This is a genomic window from Vibrio sp. Vb339, from assembly GCF_902751245.1.
GTDB lineage: Bacteria > Pseudomonadota > Gammaproteobacteria > Enterobacterales > Vibrionaceae > Vibrio > Vibrio coralliirubri.
On record NZ_CADDIS010000002.1, the window covers coordinates 290,817 to 307,487 of the forward strand.

At 44.9% G+C, this 16,671-nt stretch carries 13 protein-coding genes; 5 read left to right on the forward strand and 8 right to left on the reverse strand.

Annotation, left to right across the window (positions count from 1 at the left end; translation table 11 throughout):
• Positions 1–20 precede the first annotated feature (20 nt).
• On the forward strand, positions 21–767 hold the full coding sequence (locus HRQ85_RS10195; protein ID WP_172379542.1) for a tRNA-uridine aminocarboxypropyltransferase: 747 nt from the start codon (positions 21–23) through the stop codon (positions 765–767).
• A gap of 163 nt (positions 768–930) precedes the next feature.
• Positions 931–1,839, forward strand: coding sequence for an N-acetylglucosamine kinase (gene nagK, locus HRQ85_RS10200; RefSeq protein ID WP_050621335.1), 909 nt, complete (start codon positions 931–933; stop codon positions 1,837–1,839).
• A 197-nt stretch (positions 1,840–2,036) separates the two neighbouring features.
• Here nagK and HRQ85_RS10205 read toward each other — a convergent pair whose 3' ends face one another.
• From HRQ85_RS10205 to HRQ85_RS10230, 6 genes are all read right to left on the reverse strand, one after another.
• Positions 2,037–2,303 (reverse strand): DUF2960 family protein, encoded by a 267-nt coding sequence (locus tag HRQ85_RS10205; RefSeq protein ID WP_017063882.1) that lies wholly within the window; start codon positions 2,301–2,303, stop codon positions 2,037–2,039.
• A 299-nt stretch (positions 2,304–2,602) separates the two neighbouring features.
• Complete coding sequence (locus HRQ85_RS10210; protein ID WP_172379543.1) at positions 2,603–4,420, reverse strand: bifunctional molybdopterin-guanine dinucleotide biosynthesis adaptor protein MobB/molybdopterin molybdotransferase MoeA; 1,818 nt, start codon at positions 4,418–4,420, stop codon at positions 2,603–2,605.
• Entirely contained in the window at positions 4,420–5,004 is a 585-nt protein-coding gene (gene mobA, locus HRQ85_RS10215; RefSeq protein WP_017067176.1) for a molybdenum cofactor guanylyltransferase MobA, read from the reverse strand. The genes HRQ85_RS10210 and mobA overlap by 1 nt, the downstream gene beginning before the upstream one ends.
• Complete coding sequence (locus tag HRQ85_RS10220) at positions 4,982–5,701, reverse strand: energy-coupling factor ABC transporter ATP-binding protein (RefSeq protein WP_050621333.1); 720 nt, start codon at positions 5,699–5,701, stop codon at positions 4,982–4,984. Before HRQ85_RS10220 ends, mobA begins: the two co-directional genes overlap by 23 nt.
• 10 nt (positions 5,702–5,711) lie before the next feature.
• Positions 5,712–6,410, reverse strand: coding sequence for an ABC transporter permease (locus HRQ85_RS10225; protein WP_017067174.1), 699 nt, complete (start codon positions 6,408–6,410; stop codon positions 5,712–5,714).
• 302 nt (positions 6,411–6,712) lie between these two features.
• Complete coding sequence (locus HRQ85_RS10230; protein ID WP_017059611.1) at positions 6,713–7,519, reverse strand: substrate-binding domain-containing protein; 807 nt, start codon at positions 7,517–7,519, stop codon at positions 6,713–6,715.
• A 302-nt stretch (positions 7,520–7,821) separates the two neighbouring features.
• Here HRQ85_RS10230 and HRQ85_RS10235 point away from each other — a divergent pair, with 302 nt between their 5' ends.
• The 3 genes from HRQ85_RS10235 to HRQ85_RS10245 all read left to right on the forward strand — a co-directional run bounded on the left by HRQ85_RS10235 (position 7,822) and on the right by HRQ85_RS10245 (position 13,195).
• Entirely contained in the window at positions 7,822–9,285 is a 1,464-nt protein-coding gene (locus HRQ85_RS10235) for a sigma-54-dependent transcriptional regulator (RefSeq protein WP_172379544.1), read from the forward strand.
• Positions 9,275–11,302, forward strand: coding sequence for a sensor histidine kinase (locus HRQ85_RS10240; protein ID WP_061038997.1), 2,028 nt, complete (start codon positions 9,275–9,277; stop codon positions 11,300–11,302). Before HRQ85_RS10235 ends, HRQ85_RS10240 begins: the two co-directional genes overlap by 11 nt.
• 273 nt (positions 11,303–11,575) lie before the next feature.
• Entirely contained in the window at positions 11,576–13,195 is a 1,620-nt protein-coding gene (locus HRQ85_RS10245) for a methyl-accepting chemotaxis protein (RefSeq protein ID WP_172379545.1), read from the forward strand.
• A 131-nt stretch (positions 13,196–13,326) separates the two neighbouring features.
• Here the strand turns inward: HRQ85_RS10245 and HRQ85_RS10250 are convergent, their stop codons facing one another.
• Positions 13,327–14,214: a mechanosensitive ion channel family protein gene (locus HRQ85_RS10250; RefSeq protein WP_048612067.1), complete on the reverse strand. Its 888-nt coding sequence runs from the start codon at positions 14,212–14,214 to the stop codon at positions 13,327–13,329.
• A 1-nt stretch (position 14,215) separates the two neighbouring features.
• The gene (locus HRQ85_RS10255) at positions 14,216–16,561 is read right to left on the reverse strand and encodes an ATP-binding protein (protein ID WP_172379546.1); all 2,346 of its coding nucleotides are present in this window, start codon (positions 16,559–16,561) and stop codon (positions 14,216–14,218) included.
• Between the last annotated feature and the right edge of the window lie 110 nt (positions 16,562–16,671).

Below are 16,671 nucleotides of genomic sequence, written 5' to 3' on the forward strand. Positions count from 1 at the left end.
CTTTTCTAGATTTATCGTTATTGTCCATGAGAATCCACGCTTTTCACCGTTTATATCAACACCGTTTGTCTCTTTCTACCAAGCCGTTTAACGCGCGCGGGTGTAAAGTGGTTCGATGTGAGTTCTGCAAAATCAAACAAGACAGCTGTATCTGTGAACATCAACCAGACGTAAATACGAACGTCGCGACCATGTTGATCTTATCGGACAATGAAATACTCAAGCCAAGTAATACCGGCCGCTTAATCCTTGATACCGTTAAAGACAGCTATGCCTACCTTTGGCATCGTACTGAGCCAAATCAAGAGATGCTTGATGTGCTGAAAGACGATAAATATCAGCCAGTCGTGGTCTTTCCTGAAGATTATACCGATGACAAATCGCGCGTGGTTGCAGACCTTGGTGAGATGCGAGATTCGAACAAGACGTTGCTGCTGATTTTTATTGATGGCAGTTGGCGAGAAGCGCGACGTATCTTCCGTCGTTCAGAGTATCTGCAAGATTTACCCGTGTTGTCGATTGAACCAGAATCGGTTTCGCAATACATGATGCGTAAGTCAGACAACGAACAACATCTTTCGACTGCAGAAGTGGCGAGCTTGGTTTTGAAACAGGCAGGTGAAGAGCAGGGCGCTCAGACTTTACAGCTGTGGTTTGAGACATTTCGCGAAAGCTACATGCTAAGTAAGACGCGTTATAAGTCCGATCCAACCAAACCAAGCCTGAACGCTTTCATACAGCATACTAAAAATGAGACGTCACTCTAACCTTTAACCGCTTTGTGCTGACTTGTTGTTCAAACAGATTCGAACACGAGATAAGTTTGTTATCTATCACGGTTTGTAGGGGGAGTGTTATGGATAATGCTTCCTAGATGTTTAATTTGAAAAATTTATTTGCCCGAATTTAGGGAAAAATTGGAGAGATTTCATGTATTACGGCTTCGATGTTGGCGGCACAAAAATTGAATTTGGTGCGTTCAATGAAAAACTTGAGCGAGTAGCAACAGAACGCGTACCAACGCCTACTGAAGATTATCAACTGCTACTTGATACGATTGCCGGTTTGGTGAAGAAGTACGACAACGAATTTTCTTGCGAAGGTAAAATTGGTCTTGGTCTTCCTGGTATGGAAGATGCTGACGACGGCACAATGCTGGTTGTTAACGTGCCAGCTTCAACGGGGAAACCACTACGTAAAGACCTAGAAGCGCTTATTGGTCGTAGTGTGAAAATTGAAAATGATGCGAACTGTTTTGCGCTTTCAGAAGCGTGGGATGACGAGCTTAAAGACGAACCATCAGTAGCAGGCCTAATTCTAGGTACTGGTTTTGGTGGCGGTTTAGTTTACGAAGGCAAAGTTTTCTCTGGTCGTAACCACGTTGCAGGTGAACTGGGCCATATGCGTCTTCCTATTGATGCTTGGTTCCACCTTGGCGACAACGCACCGCTACTGGGTTGTGGTTGTGGCAAGAAAGGTTGTCTAGACAGCTACCTATCAGGTCGTGGCTTTGAATTGATTTACGAGCACTACTTCGGTGAGAAGAAGAAAGCGATTGAAATCATCCAAGCGTACAATGAAGGTGAAGCAAAAGCGGCTGAGCACGTTGATCGTTTCATGGAACTATTGGCTATCTGTTTCGCGAACCTGTTTACCGGTCTTGATCCACACGTAGTTGCATTGGGTGGCGGTCTTTCAAACTTCGAACTTATCTACGAAGAGATGCCAAAGCGTATCCCTAAATACCTACTGTCTGTAGCAAAATGCCCAAAGATCATCAAAGCGAAGCACGGTGATTCAGGCGGCGTTCGTGGCGCTGCATTCCTTAACATTAAGTAATCTTGACTTGACTTGACTTAAGTTAAGCTAGCTAAGGTTAGATTAGTTAAAAAGCACAAATAAAAATGCCGCAATCTCGAAAGAGGTTGCGGCATTTTTTATTGTTCAGTGTTTTCGTTTCTTTAGCTCTAAGATCTTGGAGCTTAACTACAAACGAAAAACTAGAAGCGACATATCAAGAAAAGAGCCAAGAGGGCTTACTTCTTCTTTTTACCAACACCAAGGTTGTCTTTTTGCTTCAACGTAAGCTTAGTAAAGCCAAGCTTACGGAAGTAGTTGTCTTGGTAATTGCGAACCGCTTTAGTATCAGAAATCAACTCAAGCTGTTGCTCAGTTTTTAGATACTCAGAGATGTCGATGCCTTCCGCTGCAGCAACAGCTTCTTGGATCGTGCGGTGTTCTTGTTTTGAAAACAGTAACTCTTTGTCTTCGTCTTTGTAAGTGTACAGAATGGTACGAGCCATGGTGCTCTCCAATAGAATTATTACTTTGCGCGCACTCTACATAAAAACCGTACGTGGCTCAAGGTAATGGTAAGAAATCTTAAGATTATCGTTCTAAACGTTTAGCGTAATTTAAGCTATTTGTCTTTTAGGAAACGAACAGGTTGTTTTTCACGAAACGAAAAGAACAAAAAGCCCCTTAACATCGAAAGCTCGATAGAAGGGGCTTCGTCTATGTCTTGGCGAAGATCTTCCAAATCACTTAAAAGCTTCTAAATCAATTAAAAAGCTGCTAAGTCAATTTAGGTGTTTGTTTTGAGTTAAACGCGACCTTGCAGAGGAATGATCGTCACTGTCTCGCCAACTTTCACGGTATCAACCGCAGGTGAGATCTCGATTAAGCAGTTCGCTTCGCTCATTGAACGCAGAATACCTGAACCTTGCTTACCCGTTGTTTTCACTTCAAGCACGCCAGATTCATTCATCGAGAACACACCACGGCTGAATTCAGTACGGCCTTGGCGTGAGCGCAGTTGTTCAGTTGCTACCGCATTTGCTTTCACTGGTGTCCAGTTCGTTTGACCTTGAAGCTTGCGGATCGCAGGCTCAACAAAGTTAATAAACGACACCATTACAGCAACAGGGTTACCCGGCAAACCAAAGAACGGTTTGTTTTCAATTTTACCGTAAGCCAATGGGCGACCTGGACGCATGTTGATACGCCAGAAGTTGATTTCACCCAGCTTATCCAACGCAAGCTTGATGTAATCCGCATCACCAACAGACACACCACCAGAAGTCAGCACCATATCGGTTTCAAGCGACGCAGAATGCAGCACGTCCATCATCTTTTGTTCGTCATCTTCAATGATGCCGTAATCGACGATGTCACAGCCAAGCTTTTGAAGCATGCCGATAATAGTGAAACGGTTTGAATCGTAGATAGAGTTTGGTTTTTGCTCGCTACCCGGCGCTTGAACTTCATCACCCGTAGAGAACACACCCACTTTCACTTTACGCAGAACAGGGCAGGTACCAAAACCTAACGACGCCATCATGCCCATTTCTGGCGCTTCGATGCGTGTGCCACGTGTAAAGACAGGTTGGCCGATTCCTAAATCTTCACCTGCCATACGGACATTTTGTCCAACCGAGATTTTAGCATCAGGGAAGCTAACTTTGTCGCCATCTTGGACGGCTTGTTCACGCATCACGACAACATCAACGCCTTCTGGCATTGGTGCGCCGGTCATGATTTTAACGGCTTCACCTTGTTGAACGGTTTTTTCATAGCTGTGACCCGCCATGACTTCAGCAACGATGTTGTAGCTGTCCAATTCTAGATCTTCACTACGAATCGCATAACCGTCCATTGCAGAGTTGGTATTCTGAGGAACGTTGATTGGTGAAATCACATCTTCAGCCAACACGCGGCCGTAGCCTTGCAGTAATTCAACACTCTCTGTGAGATCAAGCGCGTCAATGCTATCAACAATATTTTGCTGACCTTGAGTAACGGTTAAACCTGCAGGGGAGAACGAGTCACAACACACTGCAGGCGCTGCGTCTTTTGAAGGTGAGCATGACACGGCTTTGCCTGTTGTAGAGGCAAGGTCAAAGGACTGCGCGTAATCGATGATGAAATCACGAATCGCTTCTAAATCGCTGATCGCCATTTGTGGCAGCTCTGATTCAACTTGGCTGTCTGCCGCGATAGCAATAATGTTGTTATCGTTCGGGTATAACCAAGGTTTACCCACTTCATCTCGGTGCAATTCAATTTTAGGGAAAGCGATGTTCTTACAGCCTTCAACCAAAATTAGATCAAGCGTTTTGGTATCAAAGCGAGTTAGCAGGTAATCAAAATCTGCTTCGGCTTCTGGTGTTTCTGTCATCATCACGTGACGATTACGAGAAGCAATCAACATTTGGTTCGCGCCCGCTTTACGCAAGCGGTAACTGTCTTTACCCGGCTTATCGACATCAAAATCGTGGTGAGCATGTTTTAACACGCCAACTTTTAACCCCGCGTCAGTCAACAGAGGAAGTAGGGCTTCAAGTACGGTCGTTTTGCCTGTACCGCTATAAGCAGCAAAGCCCAATAAAGGAAGGTTAGGGCGTTGTTTAGAATCTTTCATTATTGAAGCGTTCCGAATTGGGTGAGTTCTTCTGGCGTGTTGAGATTAACAAAGCAGTTAGGAGAATCGCTGAAATCGACGTATTCGGTAACACACTCTTTGTATAGCAAGATGATTTTACGATCACCACGTTCCAAAAACGCTTCTAACTTTGGTAGAACACGCTTGTGGAATAGGGTGAAGACAGGTTGCTTAAATTCGCCATCATGCGCGACAAGAATGTCGCTGTCTTCTTTAACTGCAGAACAAAAACGCTCAACAAGGTCGTCACTGATTTGCGGGCTGTCGCAAGGGACAAAGCCAACCCAGTCTGTGTTCGCGTTTTTAAGACCAGCATGAATGCCACCCAATGGACCTGGGTAGTCAGGGAAAGAATCGGAAACAACCGGAGCAAATGCTTGGTAACTGTCTAAGTTACGATTGGCATTGATAGTGATGCTGACGTCTTGCTGTGACAGCTTGTTTATAACGTATTGAATAAGCGGAGAACCGTTGAGCTCAACGAGTCCTTTATCTTTTCCGCCCATACGGCTGGCCTGTCCGCCAGCCAAAATAACCCAACTAGTTTGCGTTGGAAGCAGCATAAATATTCTCTTGTGCTTTATCTTTCTTAATAACTTGAAGAAGCGGGGATTCGGTCAAAGTATTGTCTTTGATCCACCACTGCTTCTTACATAAATCGGTTAACGCGTTAGTTTGGTGACTGGTGATGACTAAACTCGCGCCTCTCTGAAGAAGATCTTCGGCCATAATCACCAATCTTTCAATAGATTCTTTGTCTAAAGAAGCACTTGGTTCATCCATAAGCAAGATTGAAGGCTTAAGAATCCAAGCTCGAGCCATTGCTACGCGTTGACGCTCACCGCCAGACAACACAGAAATGTGCTCATCTGCCAGGGTTTCTAAACCTACCATTCTCAATGCATTAATTATTTGAGCTCGCTTATCTTTTTGGCTCTCTTTGTTAAAGCGAATGCCATAAGCGACATTTTGGTACACCGAGCCATCAAAAAGATAGGGGGTTTGATGCAGGTAGATGATGTCTTTGAACTTGAGCCGTGGGAATAACTTCTGCTGCCAGCTCTGTGTTGGAGACTGAATACGGCCTGAGCTCGGCTGAATTAATCCAGACAATATTTTAAGTAGGGTCGTTTTACCAACACCATTGTCTCCTTTGAGATAAATGGCATCGTTGGGGCCGATCGACAATTCGGGAATGTGGAACAAAACACGCTCTTTGTAGCGCATTGAAATTTGCTGCGTTGTTATTTTTATACTCATGACAGCGTTCCTAAGTTCTTAAATAGCCTTTTCCTCTCACACTGGAAAGGAAAAAGTTAAGGGCTAATGCCAATGCTAATAACACCATACCGAGGGCGACACCTTGAGCAAATGCGCCTTTATGGCTTTCCATGGCGATAGCTGTTGGGATGTTTCTTGTCATCCCCATAATGTTGCCACCGACCATCATTGAACAACCTACCTCTGTCACAATACGAGAGAAGGCAGCAATGGTTGCAGCCAACAGAGGAAAACGTGTTTCCCAAATTAAGGTACACGCCACGCGTGTTGTTGATACACCAAGTGTGCGCGCTGTTTCTACGGCTCGGCGGTCACTGGCCTGCAGAGCGCCATGCATCATCGCAACTAGGATAGGGAAACAGATCACCATCTGACCTAGAATCATCGCCTTTTGGGTGAACAGCAATTGCCAATCACCTAACGGGCCAGAGCGAGAAAGCATCATGTACATCAACAAACCGATCACCACAGTAGGGATCGCTTGCAGGGTGTTGATCACTGAAAGCAAAGCCCATTTCCCGGGGAACTCGGTATAAGCCAATAAGAAAGCCATAAGGATTGCAGGAACAATCACCAATGAAATGGCGGACAAAGATACGCTGAAGGATACCGCGACGATTTTCCACAATTCGTGGTCAAAACTCACAAGTAGATTCATTGCATCAATCGTTGTTTGCCATAGGGTCATGAAGTATCTCGTGTAAATCGATAATAGGTTTTATCGGTAATGACTGATGTTAATCATAGCTGACACTAACTATTTGAGTGTGTATTGGTCAGCTAACGTTCTTAAGCATGAATGTGTTTTTAAGCGTGAAAGTTATTAAAGCGAGAGCTTTATAGCGATCTGTTGTAAAAACAAGACAGTTTTTAAAACGACATTGCTTAGGTGCTTCGTTAACTGTTTAGTTAAGCGTAGCGCTAATTGATTCGGGTTGAACCCTTAGCGCTACTTTTACTTACAGAAAACGACAGTTCACTTACAACAAACTATTCTGCGCTTGCAACAAATAGTTGTTTTCCATGCAGTTTAAAGTCGTTAATCAGTTTCTGACCTTTTGGGTTAACCAACCAATCACTAAATACTTTCGCTGCTTGGTAGTTAATGCTTGGGTAGCGCTCAGGATTAACCAGAATCACTTGGTAAGGGTTAAATAGATTCTTGTCACCTTGGAAAAGGATTTTTAGATCAAGTTTGTTTTGGTAAGCCAACCAAGTACCACGGTCTGTCATGGTGTAGCCTTGCATCTCTGACGCCATGTTCAGAGTGGGGCCCATGCCTTGACCAACACTGCGGTAGCCACCAAAGTTTGGTTCGATTTTAGTTTGTGCCCAAATACCCATCTCTTTCTTATGAGTACCAGAGTCGTCGCCGCGAGATACAAACGTCACGTTATTAGTCGCGATCGCTTTAAACACATCTGCCACTGCTTTTTGAGATTCAATTTTTGCAGGGTCGCTTTGTGGGCCAACGATGACAAAGTCGTTGTACATCAGCTTACGAGGTAAAACGCCGTAACCTTTTTCTACGAAATTCGCTTCAGCCTTTGGTGCGTGAGTCATCACCAAATCAACGTCACCATTTTCGCCCATGCGAAGTGATTTACCCGTACCAGCGGCAAGAACATCAACCTTGATACCAGAATCCTTTTCAAACTCAGGCAATAAGTAGTCCAGTAGACCAGAGTGATAAGTACTTGTGGTTGTCGCCAACTTAATATGAGTGGTGTCTTCCGCGCTGCTAGCCGTGTAACTGACGATCGATAGAGCTGCAATAGTTAGGGGAATTGCTTTCATTATTATTATGTCCATTCTGTTATAAATGAATGACATGCCTTCAGTTTTAAAGGGCTCAAAGAGGGCATGAGCATAAGACGCTAATTGTTGTAATTAGAAATCTACACCTTATAAGCAATCTTAATGCCAACAAATAATGCATCAGATTTCATTAAATTGCTGTTATTTCGGACAAAACTGAGTCTTTTACCCCGTTAAAATGAATCAAAACATGAGCTAGGACAAAATGTCGCACATTGTCCCTGTTGGAGAAAAGGTTAATTGGTACACTCTGTCCCAACTTTCCTCACCGGCTAATCATTATGTATTTACCTAGTTCATCTGCATCCAATCTCAACCCGAACACATTGACTCAGTATCAGGCGTTTTCCGTTTTGGTCGTCGATGATGAATTGGGTATGCAGGCTATCTTAAAGAAAGCACTGAGTAAGTTCTTTGGCAAGGTCTCGAGCGCAGGGTCGGTTGAAGAGGCTGAAACACTGCGTTCGAGCGAACATTTTGATCTGATTGTCCTTGATATCAACCTACCAGGTCGCTCTGGCATTGAGTGGGAAGAAGCGTTTAACGACAACGACAAACGCGCCGATGTGATTTTCATGACGGGTTATGCCGATCTAGAGATGACCATATCCGCGCTTAAGCTTGGTGCTTCAGATTTTATTCTTAAGCCGTTCAACCTCGAACAGATGATACAAGCGGTTCTGCGTTGTATGGATAAGCGACTCGACCAAAGAATGCAGTACGCGTTGAAGCGTGATGTTAGTCGTCATATCAAGACCGAATTGATCGGCAATTCAGACAAGACCAAACAGCTTAAATTGCTGATCAGTCAATTTGCACCGTCTCGAGCTTCCGTTTTGATAGAAGGTGAGTCGGGTACAGGTAAAGAGTTGGTTGCGCGAGGTGTACATGAAGCCAGTAAACGCACAGGTCCATTTGTGCCAATTAACTGTGGTGCGATTGCTCCAGAGCTTCTAGAAAGTGAACTGTTTGGACATACATCAGGCGCATTTACTGGTGCGAAGAAAAACCGTGAAGGTCTTTTCCGGGTCGCAAGTGGTGGCACCTTGTTCCTTGATGAAATTGGTGAAATGCCACTGCCAATGCAAGCTGCATTGTTACGCGTGTTAGAACAAAGAACCATTCGTCCAGTCGGTAGCGAGAAGGAAATTTCCGTTGACGTACGAGTGGTGGCGGCGACCAACCGAAATCTTCAAGAAGAGGTCGATAAAGGGCACTTCCGCCGCGATCTGTTCTACCGACTCAATGTACTTAAGATTGATGTGGTGCCATTGAGAGAGCGCCCGTCAGACCTGATTGAACTTGTTCCATACTTTACTCGTCTTTTATCGAGCGAGCTTGGCATGCCAGTTCCAAATTGGGCACATGAAGATATCTTGGCGTTGAACGAATACGAATGGCCGGGGAATATTCGTGAGCTTAAAAACTTAGTCGAACGATGCATTCTTTTAGACAAGCCACCAGCACACTATTGGCGCGAGATTAATGGCGATCCTGTACCCGCTAGCATTTCAGTGACGGTGTCACATGGTGCAGAAATGCCAAACTTGAATAATACAGACGCTGCCGAGGGCTATCCAAACACTTGGACACTTAAAGAAGTGGAAAAATCTCATATAGAACAGCTTGTTAGTTTCCATGATGGCAATAAATCGGCAGCTGCGAGAGATCTTGGCGTGGCACGTAAAACGCTAGAACGTAAATACAAAGATTGGAACACAGAAGGCTCTGAATATGCCGATTAGACGTCGTTGGTGGTCAAAGTGGGCGTTCCGATTCAAAACCATGGTTCGCTACCGCTTATTATTCCTTACATCTGCTCCTATCATTCTTACCTTGTGTGCACTTGTAGCTATCACACTGTATTGGTCAATACATTACACGTGGCAGGGCGCTCTGATTGATGTTGATGAGCGTTTGGATGTTGCCGATAACAGTATTCACCTGATCCAAAATCAGCAGGCATACAACGTTCGTGCGTTTGCCGAGTCTTATAACTTTCGAACCAAACTTGCGAGTGATCTTTCACACGAAGAGCTAACGCGCTGGGTGTCTGAGAACAAATCTCGCTATGAGCTCGATTTTCTGCGCTGGCGCAGTGTCGAGAGCATGGAGAAGAAACTCGAGTATCTAAACTTAACTCACAAGTCTTCGTTTTTCAGTGTCTTAAGCCGTAGCGAACTCAATTATCTCGATCGTGACCTCGCTAAAAAAGCGGAAGTTCCGATGCTCAACGGGCAAGAGGTCGAGACTCGAGGATTGGTAAGCCGAACCGTTGTATCCATCAAAGATGAACATGATCATGTGATTGGTTTTCTGGATGGTGGGATCTTACTGAATAACAGCACTCAACTTGTCGATCAGATCAGTAGCCTTATCTATCCACAACGAGAAGGGTTTAATCGTCATATTGGTACGGTCACGGTCTTCCTTGATGATCTTCGTGTTAGCACCAACGTGCCTTTGAGCAGTGAAGACAGTGTGGGGCGCGCCATTGGTACACGTGTCTCTCACGAGGTGCACTCGAAAGTCTTGAATGAAGGCAAAGAGTGGCTAGATCGAGCGTATGTTTACGATGCTTGGTACATCACGGCTTACCAACCAATCCGTGACCAGTTTAATAATGTAATTGGTATGCTCTACACCGGTTATTTGATTTGGCCGTTGATAGAAACCTACTTGACCAACCTTGGCGAAATCAGCATTACCATTGTGTTGCTGCTGTTGGCATCCGGTTTGATCGTTCACCGTGGCGCACGTGATCTTTTCAACCCAATTGAACGCATCCATAAGGTCGTCAAACTAGTACAGATGGGGCAAGACAAGCGAATTGGTACGCTAGGTTTGGATGATCAACACGAACTGACACTGCTCGCTAAACAATTCGACAAGATGTTGGATCTACTGCACGAGCGCAATCAAGAGATTCAACAAGCGGCATCTGAACTTGAGTGCAAAGTGCATTCTCGTACCGCGAGTTTGAAAGAGAAAACCGAAGAACTCGAACTGCACATCAAACTTCTCAATCAAGCCAGAGACAAGCTGGTGGTCAATGAAAAACTGGCCGCATTAGGTGAATTAACAGCGGGTATAGCTCATGAGATCAATAACCCAACCGCCGTGATTCTTGGCAACGTTGAACTGATGAAGTTTGAACTGGGCGATGAAGTGAGCCGCGTAGACGAAGAAGTCCACGCGATCATGGAGCAGATTGATCGAATTCGAAACATCACACGAAGCCTGCTCCAATACAGCCGTCACGGCGGCGTACAAGACGAAATTACGTGGCAACATATCAATCCAATTGTCGATGAAAGTATTACGCTTGTAAAAACAGGCGCGAAGAAGAAAGGCATTGTGTACGTATCACAACTGAACGCTAAAACCTCAGTCGAAGTGAACCGAAACCAATTGCTACAGATTCTGGTTAACCTACAAATGAACGCGATTCATGCAATGGACGGTCAGGGCACGTTAACCATCTCAAGTGAAGACTGGGTTGAAAATGGCGTGTCTCATGGCGCTATCGTTCATGTTCAAGATGAAGGCTGCGGTATTAAGGAAGAACAACTGAAACGCATTTTCTCGCCTTTCTATACCACCAAGCGAGACGGCACAGGCTTAGGCTTATCCGTTTCTCAGAGTATCTTGAGCCAAACTGGCGGTGAGATCCGAGTTGAATCGGAGGTAGGTAAGGGAAGTTGCTTTAGTATCTATCTTCAACAGAAAGCGACACCTCAATTGCTAGTATCAAACCTATAAGTTCTAAGAACTTATTCACCGACATTATCATCTGATAATACTTCTAACGCGCTTGGGCTATTACACGAACGTTTTAGCCCAAGCACGAAAATCCCGCACTACTAATCTATCGCAAACCAAATCTCAACCTTTGCCGGTTTGACGAGCACCTCTTTTTGGTTATGTAACACAGTGTATATCTTTCGATCTTGATGCATATCATCTGAACTGTACGAAATTTTGATACCTTGGCCGAAAATCCATAATCAAAACAAATAATAAAGTCAGTCAGCTATGAAATTAAGTAACTTATCTATCAAATCAAAACTCGTCTCCATCGTCATTTTATCGGTTGTTCTATTGGTAATGGCGTCCACTTTTAACCTAATGCAGCAGCGTGCTAGCTCGATGCAAGAGCGTCAAGATAAGCTCAGTGCTCAAGTCGAAACTGCGGTCAGCTTAGCGAGCTACTATTACAGTCAACGTAATGTGCTCGGTGAAGAGGTCGCAAAGAAACAAGCACTTCAAGCCATCGAAAACCTTCGTTATGACACCACAAATTACTTCTGGATCTTAAACCAGCAACTCAACGTTGTTATCCATCCATTAAAACCTGAACTCAATGGCAAGAACGCGGGTAATTTTAAAGATGGTGCGGGTAAACACCACTGGCGTGAGATGGTCACCATTTCTCGTACTCCAGAAGAGAAAGGCTTTCTTGATTACCAATGGATGAGCCCTCAAGGTGAACTCAAAGACAAGATCTCCTACGTACAGCTGTTCCCAGAATGGAATTGGATTGTTGGCTCGGGCATCCTGGTTGCGGACATTCAAGACGCGTTCTATGCATTGGCGCTCAAAGAGGGGTTGGTCGCGGTCGTATTGTCAGGCTTATTGTTTGCGATGGGCTACGCGATTTCAAATAACATCCTAGTGCCGCTTAACAAGCTTATCGACAACACTCACAAAATTGCCGATGGCGATCTTCGTGTACGCATGAATATGACACGCAAAGATGAACTGGGCGATATGAGCCAACAAATTGATACCATGCTCGACAAACTGCAAAGCACGCTTCGTACAGCCAATGAATCGGCGGATTTGTCCAGCCACATGGCGAGCCACATTGCTCAAGCCAGTGAAGAAGCAGCAACCAGTGTTAACTCACAACATGCACAACTTGAATTATTATCGACTGCAATGACAGAGATGAGTGCGACCATTTCTGATGTCGCTGTGAATGCCGAAAATACCGCGGCTAGCACCAATAAGGTTGTAGACCACGCAAACCAAAACGACCAAAACATGCAGGTAACGTCTGAGACTATATCTCAAGTTTCAGAGAACATTTCGACCGCGAACAACTTAGTCAGAGATCTGCAATCTGGCGTCACCGAAATAAGCCAAGTCGTTGGTGTCATTCGTGAAGTATCAGAACAAACGAACTTGTTAGCGCTCAACGCAGCAATAGAAGCAGCGCGTGCAGGAGAGCAAGGCAGAGGATTCGCAGTGGTTGCTGATGAAGTCCGCAACCTTGCTAGCCGCACTCAGAATTCAACTAACGAAGTGCAATCCACGATTGAGAAACTGACTCAACAAGCAGAACGCACCTTTAAGGCAATGCAAAGCAGTAACGAGAATGTTGATCACAGCGTTATCGCGTCTAACGAGACTCGCCAGCAACTCGATGTGATTGTGAATGAACTGCATAACGCCAATGACATGGTGGCGCAAATTGCCGCAGCCTCAGAGCAGCAAAGCACGGTAGCCACTGAAATGAGTGAAAGTGTCACTGGGATTCATCTCGCTGCAAATGAGGTACTGCAGGCCTCACAATCACTCGCAGAAGACAGTCAGAAAATGGCGAACACTACAGAACACCTTACTGAGCAATTGAAATACTTTAAGGTATAGCATCAATACGAACATTAGCTTGAAGATAAAAAGCTCATAAAAAAACACCTCCGCACTCGAGATAAGTTCGGAGGTGTTCTTATTTATGGCAAGTCAATTGCTATAAGAAACAAACGTCTAAAGCATCAAGCCTAATGCGCCGCCACTGAAATTTTCGGTGGGTTGATGTTGTGCTTCTTAAACTCTTTCATCACACGCAAAGTGATGTCGGTTTCAAACAGCTTCTCATACGCAGTATCCACAACATAAGCCTTACAGGTTAGCTGTATCGCTAGGTAGTTATCGGTAATCGTCTGTTTAACCAAAACCGTTACAGGTTTCGGCAAGTGGATATAACGACTAGAAGACGCCGCTTCTTGAATCAGGTCGCGGGCTAGGGTGATGTCTTCATCCATACCAACGTAAAACGGAATCACCACCTGCATGTCCAATGCGCCATAGTTACCACTGGTGGTCACTTCATTTAAGAACTTGTTGTTCGGAATGGTAATAATGTCATCGTTCAGGGTTCTCATTCGCACTGAACGCAAACCGATGGTAATGATATCGCCGTAGTTTCCTTCGAACGTGACGCGGTCACCAACTTGAAAGGGTCTATCAATCATTACCGTAATACCCGCGATGAATGAAGCTGCCAAGTCTTTAAGCGCAAAGCCGACCGACACAGCGAGGGTACCACCAATCAAAGCCAGTATTTGGTCGTTGATTCTAAAGCTCATCATGAACACGATAAGACCGGTGCTCACGTAGATAAAGAACTGAGTAAACGACTGCAGTTTTTGTAGCAACATTCGATATTGCACGAATTGGCTACCAAAACTGGTCACCATTGAGTTGATAAACTTAAGCAGCAACCACATTGCAGCGATAACGATCATGGAGAAGAACACGCCGCTCCATCGCACTAGGCTAGCTATCTTTGAGATGTTTTCTACATTGGCTAACTCTTCCGTCGCAAAGGTCGGGAAACTGACAGCACTTGCCAAGCCAACAAATAGTAGGATAAATAACTTCTTCATTTTACTTCACCAGTAGATGTTGACGGTCGAGAACGTTAGTAATGTGACGGAACCAGTGCTCGGAAATTCGAGCCTTTTCTTCATGCCAACCAATATAACCACGGCTTTCAAAGTAACGCAGAATGCCGGTTATCTCTGCAGTGCTTAGCTGCGTACAATCAGACAATACTTCCGGAGAAGCGATTTCCAACTGCACGATAGAGCGCAGTACAGCCAACATAGGTTTTGGCATGTTTTCCAGCTCCTGTGCTTCAGGAACATGGAACAAGCGCACCACGGCTTGATCGGTATCTTTGTTTCGATTCAAAGAGAGTCGGAAGAAGCGCAGAGCAACGGTAGGGTTACCATCAGAGTAATGCCACAAGATTCGGTAGAAGCCTTGGCGTGCGCGATCTTCTTCACTCATGTCATCTTGGTCCCACTGTTTAGGCACCACTAAACCATCGAACGACAGCGGCTTCTCAAGCTCCGTATTGATACGGCTATTTAAAAGCTCACCAACTTGTTTCTCTGTCCAACGTGGTAGGAAACACACCAAATCAAACAGCAGACGCTCACCACGCGCTCGATCGACAAATCGCCAGCTCGACTTAGCAATCGAAATCACGATACGGTGGTTCTTTTTAGAACGACGCAGTAGGTTGGTTAAACGAATCAAATCAGACAGGCCGCCAACCATTGGCTTAACCAATCGCTGTGCATTGTCGATCGCAATCAAGTACGTGGTCTTGCTTTTACGAAGATGCGCCAAGATCTGAATCTCAGTCGCTTTCTCTTCCAAGCCGATGCTCACCGCTAGATGCGCTAACAGCTCTTGATAACCCGCGTAAGGGCAACTTACGTAGACTGGTTCAGCGTTAGAGACTTTGTGCAGCAGGGTATAAAGCAGCGTTGTTGCGCCCACACCACGTTCACCTGAAACAATACAGATAGCAGGGCTGTCTGACATCAAGTAGCGAGACAGTTGCTTAACCTCATCACCAGCGTAATCAATCAGCGTGCTGTCGATATTACCCGGTAGGATGTACTCATAGGTTTGATCGCCTTTGATTCGAACCAAGTTTTGTTGGTTTTTATCAAGGTCAGACTGCTTAGCCACTTCGATTCTAAATAGATACGCCAAAGCTTGGCTAAACAGCGTGTAATTAGATAACAAGGCCATGATGCGGTGTTGGAAACTGTACACGCTCAACCATACGATGCCAATTGCCGTTGCTACTATATTAAGTAGGAAGGTTTCCTTACGGTTTACCGCCCAATTCACCCATACCGGACGATCGGAGATGTGCTGCAACGTATCGAAGACTTTCGCGCGCCATAATCTAAGCACTGAAATGGTAACCAGTACAAACCAGAAAAACAGGGCGCTGTAGATCCAGCTATAGATAGTGCCTTTGCCTAGCGTGATGCTCGAGATTTGCAGGGTTACACCCGCAACAATGAAGCTCCATACATAACGGCGAATAGTCGATAGGCGCAGCGCAATCACTTCTTGATTGGATGTACGACCTAAACGATACGCAAATTCCAAAATAAAGCTGATGGCAATCGAACCACCTAGAATCCACCAGGTGAAGATCTCAAGGAAAATCAGGTGTTGTAGGCTAGGGATGCTGGAGAGCACTCTTAGAGAAAGCGTAATCGCGATTAACCAAGCAATCGCACGATCAGCGCGGCTGATGTACCAGATCACACGTACTAAGAATGGAGGGTTCGTTTTCGCTTCAAGAAAATTAATTCTGAACAATTCGATCAAACGAGTGCTGTTGGCAAGCCACCACGCTAAACCAAAATAGATAAACAACACTTTTAACGATGCACCAATCACAGGCACTGGCGAAATAAAGATGTCTTTAACGAGCGCTTTAAAGCTACGAATCTGGAAGTAAACAAGATACTCAATGTTGAGCTTGGTTAATTCCCACTCTTGTTTAAATTGAGTTACGCCGTAAGGGCCAAAACCCGTTAGACGCTCTTTATTAGCGGAGTTCGTCTGCTCTAACAGGTGTTGCTTGCTCACATTCAAGCTATTCAAAGTGACGTAACTGGTTTGAACGGCAAACCATTGTTCGGCGTCGTTGTTCACTCTGTAGGCTTTTATCTGTTGCTCGAAGGTTTTGATTTCCTGCTTTTGAACTTGTAGCACTTCAGCAAGCAATATATTGACTTGGCGTCTGTCCGAAGGCTCCATAAAGAGGGGATCAGGTAACGAATCAATTCGGTCATCGAGATCAACAGCGGAATCGGATACCTGCGGCTGAGATTGTAAGTCATATTCCAAGTTGGCATGACTAGGCCAAGAGAGAATGGCCAAAGTGAGGATTAAGAAGCGCGATAGTGAACGCATAAAAGTCTCTTAGAATTATGAGGTTAGGATTACTATAGTTAGATAATCTGACTTTGTGAAATCCAACCCCGTGTCGGGGGCGAGTACTTTATTCCTGTTTCGAGCGATTT

Excerpts from the sequence above, each read along its gene's own strand:
- HRQ85_RS10210 (WP_172379543.1), bottom strand. The coding sequence starts at position 4,420 with ATGAAAGATTCTAAACAACGCCCTAACCTTCCTTTATTGGGCTTTGCT.
- HRQ85_RS10205 (WP_017063882.1), bottom strand. The coding sequence starts at position 2,303 with ATGGCTCGTACCATTCTGTACACTTACAAAGACGAAGACAAAGAGTTA.
- HRQ85_RS10230 (WP_017059611.1), bottom strand. The coding sequence starts at position 7,519 with ATGAAAGCAATTCCCCTAACTATTGCAGCTCTATCGATCGTCAGTTAC.
- HRQ85_RS10235 (WP_172379544.1), top strand. The coding sequence starts at position 7,822 with ATGTATTTACCTAGTTCATCTGCATCCAATCTCAACCCGAACACATTG.
- HRQ85_RS10255 (WP_172379546.1), bottom strand. The coding sequence starts at position 16,561 with ATGCGTTCACTATCGCGCTTCTTAATCCTCACTTTGGCCATTCTCTCT.
- HRQ85_RS10220 (WP_050621333.1), bottom strand. The coding sequence starts at position 5,701 with ATGAGTATAAAAATAACAACGCAGCAAATTTCAATGCGCTACAAAGAG.
- mobA (WP_017067176.1), bottom strand. The coding sequence starts at position 5,004 with ATGCTGCTTCCAACGCAAACTAGTTGGGTTATTTTGGCTGGCGGACAG.
- HRQ85_RS10240 (WP_061038997.1), top strand. The coding sequence starts at position 9,275 with ATGCCGATTAGACGTCGTTGGTGGTCAAAGTGGGCGTTCCGATTCAAA.
- HRQ85_RS10225 (WP_017067174.1), bottom strand. The coding sequence starts at position 6,410 with ATGACCCTATGGCAAACAACGATTGATGCAATGAATCTACTTGTGAGT.
- HRQ85_RS10250 (WP_048612067.1), bottom strand. The coding sequence starts at position 14,214 with ATGAAGAAGTTATTTATCCTACTATTTGTTGGCTTGGCAAGTGCTGTC.
- HRQ85_RS10245 (WP_172379545.1), top strand. The coding sequence starts at position 11,576 with ATGAAATTAAGTAACTTATCTATCAAATCAAAACTCGTCTCCATCGTC.
- nagK (WP_050621335.1), top strand. The coding sequence starts at position 931 with ATGTATTACGGCTTCGATGTTGGCGGCACAAAAATTGAATTTGGTGCG.